14 protein-coding genes and 1 pseudogene are annotated in these 15741 nt (G+C 48.7%); 8 read left to right on the forward strand and 7 right to left on the reverse strand.

The features are described 5' to 3' along the window. The first annotated feature begins 397 nt into the window (after positions 1–397). Positions 398–1759: a copper amine oxidase gene (locus tag HU147_RS01180; RefSeq protein WP_224074496.1), complete on the forward strand. Its 1362-nt coding sequence runs from the start codon at positions 398–400 to the stop codon at positions 1757–1759. A 271-nt stretch (positions 1760–2030) separates the two neighbouring features. Here HU147_RS01180 and HU147_RS01185 read toward each other — a convergent pair whose 3' ends face one another. Then, a complete protein-coding gene (locus HU147_RS01185; RefSeq protein WP_224074497.1) occupies positions 2031–3686 on the reverse strand; it encodes an alkaline phosphatase in 1656 nt (551 codons plus the stop codon). A 259-nt stretch (positions 3687–3945) separates the two neighbouring features. Here HU147_RS01185 and HU147_RS01190 point away from each other — a divergent pair, with 259 nt between their 5' ends. Together HU147_RS01190 and HU147_RS01195 are read left to right on the forward strand one after the other, a co-directional pair. Next, positions 3946–4113 (forward strand): hypothetical protein, encoded by a 168-nt coding sequence (locus HU147_RS01190; RefSeq protein ID WP_224074498.1) that lies wholly within the window; start codon positions 3946–3948, stop codon positions 4111–4113. 15 nt (positions 4114–4128) lie between these two features. After that, a pseudogene (locus HU147_RS01195) lies at positions 4129–4461 on the forward strand (hypothetical protein); the annotation flags it as partial. Positions 4462–4586: 125 nt separating this feature from the next. Here HU147_RS01195 and HU147_RS01200 read toward each other — a convergent pair. From HU147_RS01200 to HU147_RS01215, 4 genes are all read right to left on the reverse strand, one after another. Next, entirely contained in the window at positions 4587–5756 is a 1170-nt protein-coding gene (locus tag HU147_RS01200) for a MalY/PatB family protein (RefSeq protein WP_224074499.1), read from the reverse strand. A gap of 198 nt (positions 5757–5954) precedes the next feature. Next, positions 5955–6584, reverse strand: coding sequence for a hypothetical protein (locus HU147_RS01205; protein ID WP_224074500.1), 630 nt, complete (start codon positions 6582–6584; stop codon positions 5955–5957). A 245-nt stretch (positions 6585–6829) separates the two neighbouring features. Then, a complete protein-coding gene (locus tag HU147_RS01210; protein ID WP_224074501.1) occupies positions 6830–7789 on the reverse strand; it encodes a class F sortase in 960 nt (319 codons plus the stop codon). Between the two features lie 54 nt (positions 7790–7843). Further along, on the reverse strand, positions 7844–9175 hold the full coding sequence (locus tag HU147_RS01215; protein WP_224074502.1) for a hypothetical protein: 1332 nt from the start codon (positions 9173–9175) through the stop codon (positions 7844–7846). Positions 9176–9335: 160 nt separating this feature from the next. Between HU147_RS01215 and HU147_RS01220 the strand changes: the two genes are divergently transcribed. Next, positions 9336–9821: a hypothetical protein gene (locus HU147_RS01220; RefSeq protein WP_224074503.1), complete on the forward strand. Its 486-nt coding sequence runs from the start codon at positions 9336–9338 to the stop codon at positions 9819–9821. A gap of 121 nt (positions 9822–9942) precedes the next feature. On the opposite strand, the gene HU147_RS01225 is transcribed toward HU147_RS01220, so the two are convergent. After that, complete coding sequence (locus tag HU147_RS01225) at positions 9943–10770, reverse strand: alpha/beta fold hydrolase (protein ID WP_224074504.1); 828 nt, start codon at positions 10768–10770, stop codon at positions 9943–9945. Between the two features lie 323 nt (positions 10771–11093). On the opposite strand from HU147_RS01225, the gene HU147_RS01230 reads away from it, so the two are divergent. The 4 genes from HU147_RS01230 (at position 11094) to HU147_RS01245 (ending at position 15167) form a co-directional block, all read left to right on the forward strand. Beyond that, entirely contained in the window at positions 11094–11666 is a 573-nt protein-coding gene (locus HU147_RS01230; RefSeq protein WP_224074505.1) for an RNA polymerase sigma factor, read from the forward strand. Next, positions 11653–12375: an anti-sigma factor gene (locus HU147_RS01235; protein ID WP_224074506.1), complete on the forward strand. Its 723-nt coding sequence runs from the start codon at positions 11653–11655 to the stop codon at positions 12373–12375. Before HU147_RS01230 ends, HU147_RS01235 begins: the two co-directional genes overlap by 14 nt. A gap of 164 nt (positions 12376–12539) precedes the next feature. After that, a complete protein-coding gene (locus HU147_RS01240; protein ID WP_224074507.1) occupies positions 12540–13793 on the forward strand; it encodes an MFS transporter in 1254 nt (417 codons plus the stop codon). A 405-nt stretch (positions 13794–14198) separates the two neighbouring features. Beyond that, a complete protein-coding gene (locus HU147_RS01245) occupies positions 14199–15167 on the forward strand; it encodes an aldo/keto reductase (protein WP_224074508.1) in 969 nt (322 codons plus the stop codon). 89 nt (positions 15168–15256) lie between these two features. Here the strand turns inward: HU147_RS01245 and HU147_RS01250 are convergent, their stop codons facing one another. After that, positions 15257–15739 carry a DUF1641 domain-containing protein gene (locus HU147_RS01250; protein ID WP_224074509.1) on the reverse strand — a complete coding sequence of 161 codons (483 nt, stop codon included), beginning with the start codon at positions 15737–15739 and terminating at the stop codon, positions 15257–15259. Between the last annotated feature and the right edge of the window lie 2 nt (positions 15740–15741).

Genomic DNA, 15741 nt, shown 5'->3' on the forward strand with positions numbered 1-15741 from the left:
CGCAAAGGCTTGGCCTCGCAGGCTTCGGTCAATGCCTTTCCTGCGGGGTCTTCAGCTCTCATCGCTCAGTCGCGTTGCTCCTTTACTGCTCCCACAGGAGTCTTCGTGGCCGGTCCGGTTGGATCTCTCTTTTCAATATGAGAGTGAACAATGATCTAGTTGAGGAAGAAAAGCGACACCTCTAGATTGTCTCCATATTAAGGATCCGGTATGTCCTGTTGTATGTTAATTCGGCTATATTGCGTAAATATTCTTTTGTCTACAATCTCAGCTTTCCGGCTAACTGGAAAGCTTTTTTTATATATTTTATTTATTTTTTAAAAAAGTGATCTAAAACCGATCCTTGCCCCGTTTAGTAGTCAGAACTAAATTAAACAGGAAAAAGGAGATGTTTTAGATGAAACTGAACAAATTATTGGTGGCACTTCCATTGACACTTTCTTTACTCGTACCGACGGCTGCACTGGCAGATGGGCACGGCGCGCATTCTTCAAATGAAGCTTCTATGGAAAGCGGCACAGCAACACCGGCTGCTGAGCTTCGCATTGCACTGGACACGGTTTTAACGGAACATGCCTTTTTAGCAGTTGAAGCCATGAGAAAAGGTGTAGACGGAGCGGAAGACTTTGATCAGGCATCCAGCGCGCTATTGGCAAACGCAGATGATTTGAAAGCGGCAGTGGCTTCTGTTTACGGCGAAGAAGGGGCGGCGCAGTTTGATGAAATCTGGAAGTCGCATATCGGTTACTTCGTTGATTACGTAACAGCTACAGCTAAAGAAGACCAGGCAGGAAAAGATAAAGCGCTTGCCGACTTGGAAGAATACAAGAAAACCCAGTCCGAATTCTTTGATACAGCAACAGAAGGCCGATTGCCGGCAGCTGCTGTTCAGGAAGGTTTGGACATGCACGTCGACCAGCTAGTTGAAGCGTTTGACGCTTACGTTGCGGGAGACTTTGAAACGGCTTATGGACTGGAGCGCGAGTCGATCCATCATATGAGCATGTTCGCAGAAACACTTTCCATCGCAATCACGGACCAGTTCCCGGAGAAATTCGATAACACCAACCCTGACACACCGGCTGTTGATCTTCGTGCGCAGTTGAACATGACATTTACGGAACATGCCGGATTAGCGGCGATGGCGATGCAGGACGGTGCTGATGGCGCAGAAAGTTTCGGCCAGGCATCTGCGGCTTTGATTGCCAATGCGGATGACTTATCAGCAGCAGTGGCTTCTGTCTACGGCGAAGAAGCGGGCGCGCAGTTTTCGGAAATCTGGAAATCGCATATCGGCTATTTCGTGGATTACGTAGTGGCGACAGGTGAAGGCAATGCAGAAGGCCAGGAGCAGGCTAAAGCCGACTTGGACGAGTACATTAAAGAACAAGCAGCGTTGTTGGATGCGGCAACTGAAGGACGAGTGCCCGCGGATGCGTTGGAAGAAGGCTTGACTGCACACGTGGACCAATTGCTAGTTGCGTTCGATTCTTACGCAGCGGGTGATTACGATACAGCTTACAACTCGATCCGCGAAGCATACGCGCATATGACAATGCCGGCGGCTGGATTATCGGCAGCGATTGTCGATCAATTCCCGGATCAGTTCGGTGAAGCGGCAATGCCATCAGAAATGCCAAAAACAGGCATGGGCGGAACAGCTGACGAATCGTCAATGCCAATCATGTGGATCCTTGGCGGGCTGATGCTTGCTGGCTTGGCAACAACAATCGGGCTTCGCGCACGCAAACAGAACTAAATGAAAAATATGTAAAGCTAGCCTTAAAAGGTTAGCTTTTTTTGTTGTGGAAATATTGTCTTTCATTAAACAGCCCCGTTTTAGGCGATTTTCGAAAATACGCCCAGTAATGAAAGAAATACGCTCGGTTGGAGTTAAAATACGCTCGGTTAAGGCAAGAATACGCTCGGTTAACGTTAAAATACGCCTTAGAGGAAGCCCTGCATCTCGAAAAATAAAAAAAGCTGCCTTCCGGTAATGAAAATACCGGGAGGCAGCGGGTAGGTGCATGTTACTTGGAAAGGTTCAACGCTTTTTTGGATACGTAGAAATCTGTTCCGTTATAGACGGTTACCCCATCAAGTGTTTTTGTGTAAGACTTTTTGTTTTGTGTTACGTGTGCAATGTTTTTATTGATCGGCAATTCGATTTTAATCTTCGCTTTTTCGGCGATGAACACCGGATTGTTCGCATCGGTTACATCAATGCGAGTTGTATAGCCCTTGCTTTCGAAAGACTCCCGGGCATTGACAAACAGCTTGTCCGAGACTTTTTCAAGGTCGAATGCCATGAATCCTGCCATCGCTTTCGCAATGTCCGTATTATCGACAAGACCGCTTGGCTTAGACGGGCCGTAAGCGTATAGGAAGACATCTTCTCCTGTGTGGCCGGCCGTCGAATAGCCGATGTTCGCACGGTTCGCCAGCATTTTGGTCATATCGCTCTGCAAAGTTTTGGATGCTTTTAAGCTGTTGAGCTCGTTTGAAGACAAGTTATCAAGGCCGTACAGTGCTGCCACTTCTTTTATATTCGAGCGGTCGGATTTTAATTGCTTTAACGCGCCTTCAACCGTCATTGTCGCTTTTTTCAGTGGGTCAATATACGTTGAAACCGGAATTTCCGGGTAATTGGAGTTTGTATTGACGTTCCCCATCGTAATCCCGCTGTTTCCGTGGTCACTGACTGCAATTACCATTGTATTGCCGTCTTTCTTCGCAAAGTCCACTGCTTCTTTTACGGCGTCGTCAAAAGCCAGTACATCGCTGAGAATCCCGACTGTATCATTTGCATGTGCTGCCCAATCGACTTTGCTTCCTTCAACAAACATGAAGAAGCCGTCTTTATCTTTGGAAAGCGTATCGATTCCTTTTTTGGTCATTTCCGCAAGGGAAGGTTCGCTGTTTTCTGTTGCCTTTCGGTCAAAATCATAGGCAAGAGCGGAAGGGGCGAATGAACCCCACAATTTGTCAGATGTTGAATTTAAAAGGTCTTCTCTCGATTCAACAAAATCGTAGCCGTTTTCGTTGATCACATTGATCAGGTTTTCACCGTCAACGCGTGCATTTTTCGTAGATCCTGGAGCAAGGGACTCTTTTCCGCCTCCAAGTACTACGTCAATCCCTTGGTATACCTGCTGCTCCGCAATGTCTTGGTAGTTGCTGCGGTGAAGGGCATGGGAAGAAAAGCCTGCCGGTGTTGCATGCTGAATTTCGGAAGTCGAGATAATTCCCGTGGCTTTCCCTGATAATTTAGCTCCTTCTAATACGTTGGCAATGGGTTTGTATGTATCTTCCGGATCTACCGGGTCGACTCCGGGCGTATTTACGATTTTAGGAAGAAGGCCAACAACCTTATCGTTGGATTTGTTTCCGGTCGCTAAAGCAGTCGCTGCTGGAGCAGAGTCAGTAATGGCAGATTCTGCTGAATGGGTGCGCATGCCGCCTACCAGGATTTCATCCATGGCGAGGTCTCCGCCTTTGTACCATCTTGCCAGGTTCGTGGCGCCTGCACTTGTTCCATCCATCACCATCATGATGACGTTGGTTGGTTCATTTTTCTTGTCCTTTGCTTCGGTCAAATCCGCGTTTGTTGCAAGTCCTAAAGAAGAAATGGCAACAGCAGCAGCGATTGAAATTCCAGCTGCCTTCTTTTTCAAATTGCGATTCATGTTCTTGTCCTCCTCTAAAATAATATAAGCCTTGGGAATCTGCTCACTATCAGTGTAGAGGGCGAATGTTTCAGGGGTATGAATTCATTGAAAAGTTTATGTAAAATCATGTAAATTTCTGGAGGAACTTAAAACGTTCATTCTTTAGTAAAAATTATGGCATTTTATCAACTTTTCCTCTATTTCAAAGAAGGGGGATCGTTTCAGTGTTAGAATAGGATGGATTTAATTTAACCGACAGAAAGGAGAGAAATTTTCGATGAAATCAAAACTGCTCCTCCTTTTATTGATTTCTGCTGTTGTCATTTCGGGCTGTGGTACGGAGAAAATGAGCGAACCCACCACATTACTGAATCAGGAAAAGCAAGAAGTGGCGTTCCCGCAAGAAAAGCCTGTTCTTTTCTTCTTTATCACGACTTACACCTGAAGCCACTGCCAACAGCAACTGGTTCAGTTGCACTCAAACTTGGACGTGTTAGAGGGCTTGGATGTAAACACGTATGTTATTAGCGGCGATACGCCAGAACAGCAATTGGAACTGTATACCGCCTTGAAGAATGAATACGGGGAAAGCCTTCCATTCGTATCGGATCCGGATTTGGAAATTGTGGATCTGCTCAATATGAAAAATGGAGACGTTCCGTACAGAGGATATGGCATGCTGGATACTGAAGGCAATGTCGTGTTCAATGAAGCGAACGACCGGTGGGGCGAGGAATTGCCTGAAACGATGGAAAAAATCAAGAAAGAATACAACGATTTGCTTAACAACTAACAAGAAGCACGAAAACCGCAGAATTTCTGCGGTTTTTTATCATGCTTCAAATTCCCTCGACACAAACAGAACATGAAAAAGCCGGTCGTTGGGACCGGCTTTTAAAAACAGTTTCAATTTTTCGCTTACGCTAATGCAGCGGCCATCCGATTGATTCCGTCTGCTAGTACAGCCCGCGGACAAGCTACATTCAGGCGCAAGTACCCGAGGCCAACTTCCCCGTATTTGCTGCCGGGTTCCAAAGCGACTTTTCCGGTGACGAGCAATTTCTCCATGATGTCAGCTTCTGATAACCCCAATGCCCGGTAGTCGATCCACAGCAAATAAGTGGCCTCGGGCTTCACTGCTCGAAGGGTGGGGATTTTCTGCGCCAATTCCTGGATTGCAAAGTCCATATTATCCGAAATTACCTGCAGCACCTGCTCCAGCCAAGGCTCGCTTTCGTTATAGGCAGCTGTCAACGCGACCGGCGCGAAAGCATTCAGTATTCCGGTTCCATGAGCCAGTGCATGCTTTTCCAGCTTGGCGCGTTTCTCTTTATCGGTGGCCACGATCATCGCGACTTGGATGCCGGCTAAGTTAAAGGTTTTCGTGGGTGACAGGCAAGTAAAGATCCGTCCGCTTTCTTCGCCGGCAATTTTTGCTAAGGGAATATGGCGGTTGGATTCGAGGATTAAGTCGCCATGGATTTCATCCGAAATAATCAGGACATCGTGCTTGGTGCACAACCTGATGATTTCCTGCAGTTCCTCCTGTGTCCATACACGGCCGCCGGGATTATGTGGATTGCAGAAAATGAAAAGAGCAGCACTCTGCAGCTTCTCCTCAAAATCTTCAAAATCGATGGTGTAGTAGCCATCCTGCTCCAGCAATGCGGAATATAGAACTTCCCTATCCTGATTTTCGGCAAGCTGGAAAAACGGCGGATAGACAGGCGGTGTGACCAGAATTTTGTCGTGTTTTTCTGTGAAAGTTTCAATGATCGATGCAATCGCCGGAATGATGCCGTGATGGAACATCATCCAATCCGGTTCGATTTTCCAGTCATTTCGTTTGGCTTGCCAATTGATTACGGCAGTCCGGCAGCCTTCGCACATGATTGAGTAGCCAAAAATAGAATGCTCGACCCGGTCATGCAGAGCTTTCAGGACCGGCGGCGGAGCAGGAAAATCCATATCCGCTATCCACATCGGCAAGATGCCGGAAGCATCCTCTACATTGTAGATGTCTGCTATCGCATCCCATTTGACGGACCGGCTGTTTTTCCGGTCGTATATTTCCTCAAAAGAATTCATCGTTACAACCCCTTCATGCATTCAATTATTTCTAATTCCAAACTGCTGGATAAACAAGTGTGGATATTAACACCGATGCAAAGATTAGTTTACTAAGGGTAGCATAGCCCGATGCCGGAAATCTTTCAAGGTGGCGTTCAGGCTATATTAACTTTCACAGCCCTTGCATGTTCAAGTGGGGAAAGCTTGTCTTTCATATTAACCGGTGGTTTTAAAACTACGGTTTTTTAAGAAGACAATAACTTGAGAGATCAAAATTGTTCCTCCTAGTATAAACGTGAAAAAAGGAAAGCTAAATGGAAAAAGGAAGAGAGGGAAGGAATGCCAGGCGTCTGTATAGTAACCGATGATAACGGGATACATGGCACTGTGGTTGATGAGTTCTGTCTGATAGCCAGTACGCTCCGTGAACAAGAAATCATCTTTTTCGATGGAGCCGTCTTGGGAAATCGTATAAGTGCGAAATGCCAATTCTTCATCAGATACGTAGCCGATATGGTCTCCGTTTTCGTTTTCGGTAATATGCTGCCGTGACATATTCAAAAAAATGACCAATTTTTCAAGGTTCTTCTCTCGGACGAGAAAATGCACCATATGGCTGCTGTATTGTCCTCTCCCCACATAATCTTCCCTTACCGCGTAGTTTGGCAATTCAACAGCAATCTCATCATTGATTGCCAGTTGGATGTCCGCTGCCAGAAAAGGTTCACCCCAAGGATCCTGATACGAATCGGTCACGTTATCATAGGAGACCGAAACATCCGTGCCATGCCAGGAATAATTGCCGGACAAGTACGCTGGACTTTCGATTTGAAACTGTCGCTCCATAGAAGCTTCATGAAATTTTTCAAGTACCATTCGGGCGGCAAGCGGAGCAGATAAAACGAATAATAAAAGTGCGAAAATCATCATTGCAAAACTTCTTTTCAAAAGGAGCACCCCTGCCTGGTTATATATTTCTATACATTAACATAAATTTCCTGTTTGACCCCGGTCAGCAAAAAATAAAAACAAAAAGTCGGACCATCTGCTTTTTACGAAGCAGATGGTCCGACAATCTTCAGAAATAACATTCATTGCATGGCTTCCGCTTTTTCCGATTCGTTCAAATCGACATCAACGGAAGTGATGAAATAGCGTTTGCCAGCAGTATTTTGAATGGCCACTTTTTTACGGTCAAACAGGGAAACCGTTTCGATTTTCTTAATTTCGCCTGTTTCCGGATTTTCTTCATACACTCGGTAGCCGATAATGGCGTCATCCCGCACCGCATGCCAGGAAAGACTAGAGGAAGTGGCCGTCACTTGCGACGGTGGAGCAGGGAGCTTTTCGGCAGTAGCGGAGTCTGAAACGAGCTTCGCCGTGACGACCAGCCGCTCTTCGTGCGAACCGATCGAGCGGTTGAAATCTCCGGTGCATGTAATCAGGTTGATCATGCGCGCATCCGATTTTCCGAAGATCTTTTCAATCGGTGCCTCATCGGTTTCGTAGCTCTTGATGGCGGTGATGTTGAATACCATCTTTCGCCCGTCGGCGTCCGTTAACACCACTTTTTCGTCTGCTTTCACTTTCTTCAAGTCATAGAAAATAGCCGGGCCGGTCAAGCTGTCGACATGTCCTGCAAATACGGAATGGCCCTTCGCACCGGGTTTGTATCCCGGTTCAAACCAGCCGACCTGATCTACATTTTCGGGGACGCCCATTTCGCCGTTTTCCAAAACACCCGTCGGTTCGATGGCCGCTTTTACATTAATTGAAGGAATATCAATGAAAACGGGTTCCATGCCTTTGGTGCTTTCGAGCCGGCTTTGCTGCAAGGCTTTCAGTTTTTCCCGTTGTTCAGGAAAGACCGGAAATTCAGCAATTTTATCGACAGCTGGCTCTTCTTTTGTTTCTGCTGCCAAGCCACTCGCAGTTTCTTCCGAGGGGCTGGCTGTTTCATTTAAAAGAGAATCCTCTGCTAAAGGGTTCAGCAGGAAAAACAGGACGCCGCACAAGAAAACGGCGATGCCCATGGTCACAAAAGGCTTCATTTTCAGCTCTCCTTCCAAACGGGACTAGAGAGAGCGAATCGCTCTCTCACCCACTTAAGATTGTTTACTTTGACAATACGTAACAGTTCCAGCGATAGCTAAGATCAAGCTGCTCAATACAACCCACAGCATCATGGTATTGGACTCTTCAGCAGTGCCGCCAAAGCCGGTTTTCGGCATTTTTTCTGGCGTTGCCGTTTGGAAGTTGTCCGGGAACTGATCAACAACGGCTGCACTCAAGCCTTTTCCGATATCAAACATGATAGCGTAGCCCGCACGGTAAGAATCGTAGGAAGCATCGTAGTCACTGGCTGCATACTGATTGAACGTGTCGGCAACCGATTGTTCGTGAGCTGTTATTCCGGCAACTGTGCCGTCTTTTGGCATACGGTTTTCCGTAGCTGTGCTCAGAAATGTTCCTAATGATTCAGCAAAGTCTCCGGTTAAAGCCGTTGTCGCCTGGTCCACAGCCGGTTGGTCTTTTGAAGCCGCGGCTGCCGCTAATTCGCTTTGGATGGAAATATGTTCATTGTCCCAAATCTGGACGAATTGTGTACCTGCTTCTTCTCCGTAAAGAGATGCAATGGCTGCACGGAATTCTTCAGTGTTCTGGTCTTGTGCCCAATCGGCAAAGTCGAAGTCTTCGGCTCCGTTAAAGCCTTTTGCCATGCTGAGCTGTGCCAAGGCAAAATGTTCAGCGGCGATGCGGTTCACAGTTGAGCGGAAATCACCGGCTGCTGTATTCGGATCGGTAAATTTGTCCGGGAATTGCGCTGCAATTGCGCCACTGATGGCACTGCCAGCGCCGAAGATTTGTTTGGAGCCGGCCAGGTAAGACGTATAAGCCGCTTCGTATTCACCGGCTGCATAAAGGTCGAATGTGTCCTGGACGAAATCTTCGTGCTCACGGAGTGCCGATTGGGCTGCTTGTTCGGGCAGTTTGCCTTCGGTTGCAGTAGCAAGGAAAGCCGCCATGTCTTCAGTAAATGCCTGAATCTGATCGAGTGATTGCTTCTCCATGTCTTTGTTGCCGTCTTTTACGGCCATCGCGTAGTCATCGGTTCCAAGATTGTGCTTATTGAAAATGTCCCCGAAAGCCGCTCCGCCTTCTTCGCCGTATACCGATGCAATGACCGGTTCCATGTCTTTCGCATTGGCTTCAAGCGCTGCGGAAGCTGCTTCAGCAGCAGGGTCTCCGTCATAAATTTTCATCATCGAATCGACTGCAAGCACATAGTGTTCAGATAACAGGGAATCGAGTGCCGTGCGAAGCTCCACGCCCGTTGTGTCTGTTTTCGGCATTTCATCCGCGAATGCGGTGGTGCCCATTCCGGGAATCAGCAAGGCTGCCCCAAGTACCGGTGCTAAAATTTTTCTCCATTTCATAAAACCACTCCTCGTTTTTTTATTTCTTACACACCTAACGGAGCGGTTTTGGGTTTAGATCACTTTTTGGAGAAATAAAATAAGAGTGGGCGAAACGAAATTTATCAGGCCACCGTCTACTTCATTTAATAGAGAGTAAATGGAAATCAGGGGTGCCGATATGAAAAAATTAATAATCGTCTTGCTGTTCCTCTCCATCGTTTTATGGCCGGAATACAGCCGCGCTTTGTCCTGTGAAGAACCAGCGCCGCCCGAAATCGCTTACGAGGAATACGACGCGGTCATAATCGGTACAATAGAAGAAATCAGCGAAAGCACCAGTGTGAAAACGATGACGGTAAGGGTTGAGAAAAGCTTTAAGGGCGTGGACCGAGAAATCATCACAGTAAAGGAAGATTTGATGTGGGGGCAAAGCCAGCTTCACTCGAGTCTGTTATTTTTCCTTAACAAAGAAGGGGAGAACTGGGTGCATCCCCTTTGTTCACCGACGACCGCCAATACGGATTTGGCAGATGCAGTATTTGCCGACAAAGAGGAACTTGTTTTAGAAGATGCCGAAAACAACTCAATAAACTGGCGGTTGTTCATTCTTTTGGGAGCCATTCTTGCTGTTTCTGCGGCGGCTCTCCAGAAAATCAGAAGATAAGCTAGTCCATGCAATATTGTTTATTTGAACATCACAAATGGGAACAAAAGAAACACGCCCAAAGAATGGCTTTGGGCGTGTTTGCATCTTATTTTTTCTGAACCGACAAGGGTCCACGAAATTATTCCGTTTTTGGGGCAGTGGCACCCTTCAAAAACCGCACCAATTCTTCGTTGAATTTATCGGGCTCGTCGCCATTGATGCCGTGCCCGCTGTCTGCAAAGGGCACCAAGTAAGCATTGGAAATTTGCCGTTCCAATTCCTCTCCCAGCTCATAAGGGCAGATCTGGTCTTTCTGTCCGTGGAAAATGGCAGTCGGCAGGGAAATGCCAGCCAGTTCATCCCGCAAGTCTTCATCACGTAGGGCAATGGCGGAATGGATGGTCGAATGTGCCGCTGCTTCAAGGCCAAGCGACTGGAACCAGACAAGAAATTCCTCCGATTTTTTCTGCTCGAAGAACATATCGGCGAATTGCGCAAGAAAAGCAGGGCGGTCTTTTTTGATTTGGGCGATGATGTCATCCACTTCAGCCGGCTGCATGCCAATGGTGAAATCATTCCGCTGCGTGAAAAGCGGAGCCGCCGCACCCATCAGCAATAATTTATCCACGCCTTCTGCTCCGTATTTGGTCAAATACCGGATGGCAATCGGCCCACCCATGGAAAAACCGCCAAGCACGATATTTTCAAGTCCGAGGTGATCGACGACGGCTTTTACATCGCCTGCTTGAGTAGTGTAGTCATAGCCGGACCACGGTTTATCCGATTTTCCATAACCGCGCAAATCGATTCCGATATAGCGGAACCCGGCCTGTACCACTTCTCCAATTTGCATTTCAAACGATTTGTTATTCAATGGCCAGCCATGGATAAAGACAACCGGCTGTCCGATGCCCACATCTTCTACGAATACTTTGACGCCGCTTTCCACTTCTACATAATGTCCCAATTCTTTTCCTCCTTTGAGTAGGTATGTACTGTCTATTCCTAATAGCTAGGATTCCCCTCTAACCATTTATTAAACAATTCGAATAAAATAAAAATGGTAACGATGTGACGCTAGTTTATCAAACATAAGGTCTTTAATTGTTCTGAAAGTGAACTAGAATCGGTTATGGAGCGTTTAGTCAGTAGAACCGTGATCGAAGGGTTGGCTGGACATCAATTTTCACATATTTTCTACAAATTCCATATTTTCAATCCGCCAGCATTCTCCTCCCTTTCCCTTTGTAGTAAGCTTGAGAAATGACAGCGGAAAAAAGGAGAACATCCATGGAGAAAAGTTCCGACTTTATGCTATACACGCGCATACAGCAAAAAGATAAAGCTGCACTTGAACAATTATATGACCGCTATGAGAAAATCCTGTTCTCGTTTCTGTATAAAATGACAGAAGACCGCGATTTGGCGGAAGAAGCGCTGCAGGAAGTATTCATCAAATTGTGGCGGGGCAAAGGGGAGTACGACGAAAGCAAGGGCAAATTCACGTCCTGGCTGTTCACCATGTCCCGCAATTCCGCGATTGACTTGATCCGCAAACAGAAAAAGCCTGCGGTGCCGCTTGAAGAAATCGGCGACCTGGTGAGTTCCGAGACGGCCGTCGACGAGTTGGCCGAATGGCAGGAACAAAAAGAACAGATCCAAGAAGCAGTGTCGGAGCTTTCAGGCGAACAGCAGAAAATGATCCAGCTGTTCTATTTTAAAGGCATGACCCATGAAACGATTTCAACGATGTGCGATATTCCGCTTGGCACGGTCAAAAGCCGGATCAGGCTGGCGTTAAGTAAATTGAAAAAAACACTGCACGGAGTGCAAGAAAGGGGGGCTATCGATGACGAATACTAACTGTGAACAGGTAGTGGACTATCTGAATGGAACACTGACAGCGGAAGGAAAACAGGCATTTGAACAGCATCTGGCAACATGTGCAGACTGCCGCGAACTGGTGGATGCAGTCGGTGAGCTCCCGTATCTTGCAGAACCCACAGAACCGCCAGTGGGAATGAAATCCCGGATCCTCGCCAATGTTTTTGAAGAAGAACCGCAACAGCCGGCAAAACCTGAACGTCCGGTGGAAAAAGAAAAAACGGTGCCGATGGCCAAACCGAAAGCCAGACGCAGCCCTTGGACGCCGTTGATTGCTGCCGTGTTGCTGCTGTCGCTTCTCGGCAATGCTTATGCATTTTTCAAACTGGCGGACGAACAGCAGCCGGCAACGGAAAGTGCGTTCCAGTCAATCGAACTCCAGCCGGGAGAAGCCTTTGGCGGATCGGCGAAAGCCGCCATCATCCAGGAAGAGGGTTCCTTCGAAGTCGTAGTGCAGGCGGAACAGCTTGAACAGCTCCAAGGCGATGAAGTGTACCAGATCTGGCTCCTGAAAGAAGGGCAGCCGGTGCCGGCGGGTGCATTCACGCCGGATGCAGACCAGCAAGGCTCCGCCTATTACTCGATCACAGAAAACACGGAAGGCTGGGACACGATTGCCATCACTCGTGAACCGGAAGCCGGCAATGAAACCCCGGAAGGCGAAATCGTCCTGAGTTCCGAAATTTAAGAGAGAGAACGATCCAATTGAATAAGCTACAAAACAAGGAACTTCATGGCCTGTATAGAATTCATTCTATACAGGCTTTTTTTAGGATCCGGGTATCCTTGGAAATACACTTTGCTTAAAGGGGCAGGCAAACGGCCGCTCCAAGCTTGAAAAGAGATGATGAGATGAACAAGACAATCCTGCATAATGGGGCTTTTCTGTCGGTCAATCCGTGGCGAATGCTGACCTGGCTGCTGATTGCCCAGATCATGGTGGCATTTGTCGGCAGAAGCCTGGCGCCTCTTGGCGTATTGATCGGGGACGACCTGAGTTTGACGAAAGCGCAGATCGGCATGCTGCCGGCTGCCTTGTTCCTTGGCCAGTCGCTCATTGCAATTCCGGCCGGCTTCCTGGTGGACCGCGTCGGTTCGAAAAGGCTGCTGTTCCTGTTGTCGCTTTGCCTTGGCCTTTCCTTTATTCTGATGGCTGTGACTTCGTTTTACTGGCTGATCCTCCTGTTGGTCGTTCTCGGCGGAGCGGGCTACGGCGCCATGCATCCGACTTCGAACAAAGGCATCCTTTACTGGTTTTCCGAAAAGCGGGGAACCGCCATGGGCATCAAGCAGATGGGCGTAACGCTCGGGTCAGCGCTTGCTGCGCTGCTGCTTTTTCCGGCCGCTGTGGCTTTTGGGTGGCGCCCGGTGATGATCGGCGCCTGCGTGCTTCTGATCCTCACCGGCATCTTTGCCTATAGATTCTATCTTGACCCGCAAGCCGAGCAGGAAAAAAGCGGAGCTTCCGAGAAACCGGCCCGCCTGTTCGCTTCGATTTTGCAGCTGTTTAAAGAAAAGCCGCTCGTCTTGGTCAGCCTCGGTGCGATGGGTCTAAGCGGGAGCCAGCTGATTTTGAACACCTATATTGTGCTGTTCGCTTATGAATCCCTTGGCATCCCGCTGGTCCTTGCCGGCATGCTGCTCGTCATTTCCGAAGTCAGCGGTTCGTTCGGCCGGGTGGCTTGGGGGATGATCAGCGACAGCATCTTTCACGGCAAGCGGATCATCGTGCTCGTAATCGTAGCTGCTGTTTCCATCGGAGTAGCGCTCGGCATGGCGCTGCTGCCGCCGGGTACGCCGTTTTGGGTGCTTGTACCGATTACCATCCTGTTCGGCTTCTGCATTTCCGGCTTTAACGGAATCTGGATGAATGCCGCGACGGAACTGGTGCCGATTGGGCAAGCCGGCATTGCCAGCGGCTTCAGTTTGATGCTCGGTTCGTGGGGCGTCATCATCGGCCCGCCGTTGTTCGGCTACATCGTCGATGCGACCGGTGCCTTTACATACGCCTGGCTGTTCATGGCCGGCATACTCACCGTGGTCATTGTGCTGCTGCTTGCGGCGATGAGGATAGTAACGAAGGAAAGCAAAGAAAAAGGCGAGTAAAATAAGATGAATCAAACCGCGATTCAAATTGTTTGAATTTTTTGTTTTCTTGAGTTATAATCGGGTACAGAATACCAATGCAGCGGTTACAGAAACGTGGCGGTGCCGGATACGCGAGCCGCTACACGATATGGCCGCTGCATTCCAAATGTATTTAAAAGAGCTTATATAGAAAGCGTGCCAGAAAGAATGATTTCTGGCACGCTTTTATTTTTGCACTTTACGTTAGGCGCCAATTTTATTTCCCAGGAAATAGGCATGCTCTTTCTATGGAGAAGGCCATGCCGTTGATTGATTGAAATAATTGACTGAAAAATTCAACTCCGCAATAATGGACCTACACAATTTTTTTCAGACACCACGTGAAATCCAAACCAATCCGCCATCCATAAAGGAGGAAACCGAATGGAATACCGCACATTAGGGAAAACAGGCATCAAAGTATCAAGCCTTTGCTTTGGCACGATGTCATTCGGAGGCAATGCCGATGAAGAGACGTCGAAAGCGATGTTCAAACGCTGCCGGGAAGCTGGCATCAATTTTTTTGACTGCGCGAATGTCTACAACAAAGGCGTATCGGAAGAGATTTTGGGCAGGTGCATCGCAGACAGCCGCGACGATTTGGTGCTGACCACAAAAGTGAACGGGCCGACGGGAACAGACGTCAACAACCGCGGCTTGTCGCGACGCCACATCATGCTTGAAGTGGAGAAGAGCCTGAAGCGGCTGAACACCGACCGCATCGAATTCTATTTTGTCCATGCCTTCGACCTGGCAACGCCGATCGAGGAAACGTTGCGGGCGATGGACGATCTCCAGCGCCAGGGCAAAATCCTGTATCCGGCCGTCAGCAACTGGGCGGCCTGGCAAATCGCGACCTCACTCGGCATTTCCTACAGGGAAAGCCTGGCGCGATTCGAGTGCATCCAGCCGATGTACAATCTCGTGAAGCGGCAGGCGGAAGTCGAGATTCTGCCGCTCGCAGAAGCAGAAAATATGGGAGTTATTACGTATAGCCCGCTCGGCGGCGGGCTCTTGACAGGCAAATACGGCGGCGGCAAAAAGCCGGAACAGGGCCGCCTCGTCGAACAGAAAAATTACGAAAAGCGCTACGCCGATGCCGCTTACTTCGAAACGGCTGACCGCTTCGCGCAGTATGCGAAAGACAAAGGGCATCACCCGGCGTCACTTGCCGTTTCCTGGGTCATGGCGCATCCAGGCGTTACCGCGCCGATCATCGGCGCCCGCAACCTGGAACAATTGGAACCGTCTCTCGGCGCACTCGACATCCAGATGACATCGGAATGGCGCCAGGAAATTTCGGACCTTTCCATCACACCGCCGCCGGCCACGGACCGTTCGGAAGAAGTATAAAAAAGAATCCAAGCAAAAAAGCACTCCGACCTTCACGTCAGGAGTGCTTTTCTTATGCATACTCTGAACCCGTACCTTACGGAAGAGTTCTACTTCCGCTCCAGCTCTTTCCCCATGCCTTTCAAAAAATGCAGGCCATAGCGGATTGAGCGGTTGATGTCCGGGTCGCGCAGCGCTTTATACAGGCCGAACATGCTCAGTTTGCGGCGATCGGACTGGCCGGCTTCCGCGTTCTGGAGGCCGCGCTGCACACTGGCCGATAGTTTCGCCGTCGTCGCCGGGTCAATGGCCGTCAACGCCCCCGCCGCATTCATTAAATTGTTGATGAGCGTCGTGACGGGTTCGCGTGTGGCTTGCTGGACAGTGATATCCATCAAATCTTCGCGTGCCTTCACCATCGCATTGACCGCATCCAGGATTCCCGCTTTATCGAGTTCCCCGGTAATTTCCAGCACCTTTTTGAGCGACTGCTGCTGTTCGGCCACCTGGGTTTCCAGTTCAAAAAGCCGCTGCAGCTTGAGCTCTTCCGGTGTGAGCTGTTTTTTCTTGATTCGCGTAATCGGTGTTGCCAAAG

This window comes from Planococcus chinensis (assembly GCF_020071995.1).
Classification (GTDB): Bacteria; Bacillota; Bacilli; order Bacillales_A; family Planococcaceae; genus Planococcus; species Planococcus chinensis_A.

Excerpts from the sequence above, each read along its gene's own strand:
- HU147_RS01180 (WP_224074496.1), top strand. The coding sequence starts at position 398 with ATGAAACTGAACAAATTATTGGTGGCACTTCCATTGACACTTTCTTTA.
- HU147_RS01185 (WP_224074497.1), bottom strand. The coding sequence starts at position 3,686 with ATGAATCGCAATTTGAAAAAGAAGGCAGCTGGAATTTCAATCGCTGCT.
- HU147_RS01190 (WP_224074498.1), top strand. The coding sequence starts at position 3,946 with ATGAAATCAAAACTGCTCCTCCTTTTATTGATTTCTGCTGTTGTCATT.
- HU147_RS01200 (WP_224074499.1), bottom strand. The coding sequence starts at position 5,756 with ATGAATTCTTTTGAGGAAATATACGACCGGAAAAACAGCCGGTCCGTC.
- HU147_RS01205 (WP_224074500.1), bottom strand. The coding sequence starts at position 6,584 with ATGGAGCGACAGTTTCAAATCGAAAGTCCAGCGTACTTGTCCGGCAAT.
- HU147_RS01210 (WP_224074501.1), bottom strand. The coding sequence starts at position 7,789 with ATGAAGCCTTTTGTGACCATGGGCATCGCCGTTTTCTTGTGCGGCGTC.
- HU147_RS01215 (WP_224074502.1), bottom strand. The coding sequence starts at position 9,175 with ATGAAATGGAGAAAAATTTTAGCACCGGTACTTGGGGCAGCCTTGCTG.
- HU147_RS01220 (WP_224074503.1), top strand. The coding sequence starts at position 9,336 with ATGAAAAAATTAATAATCGTCTTGCTGTTCCTCTCCATCGTTTTATGG.
- HU147_RS01230 (WP_224074505.1), top strand. The coding sequence starts at position 11,094 with ATGGAGAAAAGTTCCGACTTTATGCTATACACGCGCATACAGCAAAAA.
- HU147_RS01235 (WP_224074506.1), top strand. The coding sequence starts at position 11,653 with ATGACGAATACTAACTGTGAACAGGTAGTGGACTATCTGAATGGAACA.
- HU147_RS01240 (WP_224074507.1), top strand. The coding sequence starts at position 12,540 with ATGAACAAGACAATCCTGCATAATGGGGCTTTTCTGTCGGTCAATCCG.
- HU147_RS01245 (WP_224074508.1), top strand. The coding sequence starts at position 14,199 with ATGGAATACCGCACATTAGGGAAAACAGGCATCAAAGTATCAAGCCTT.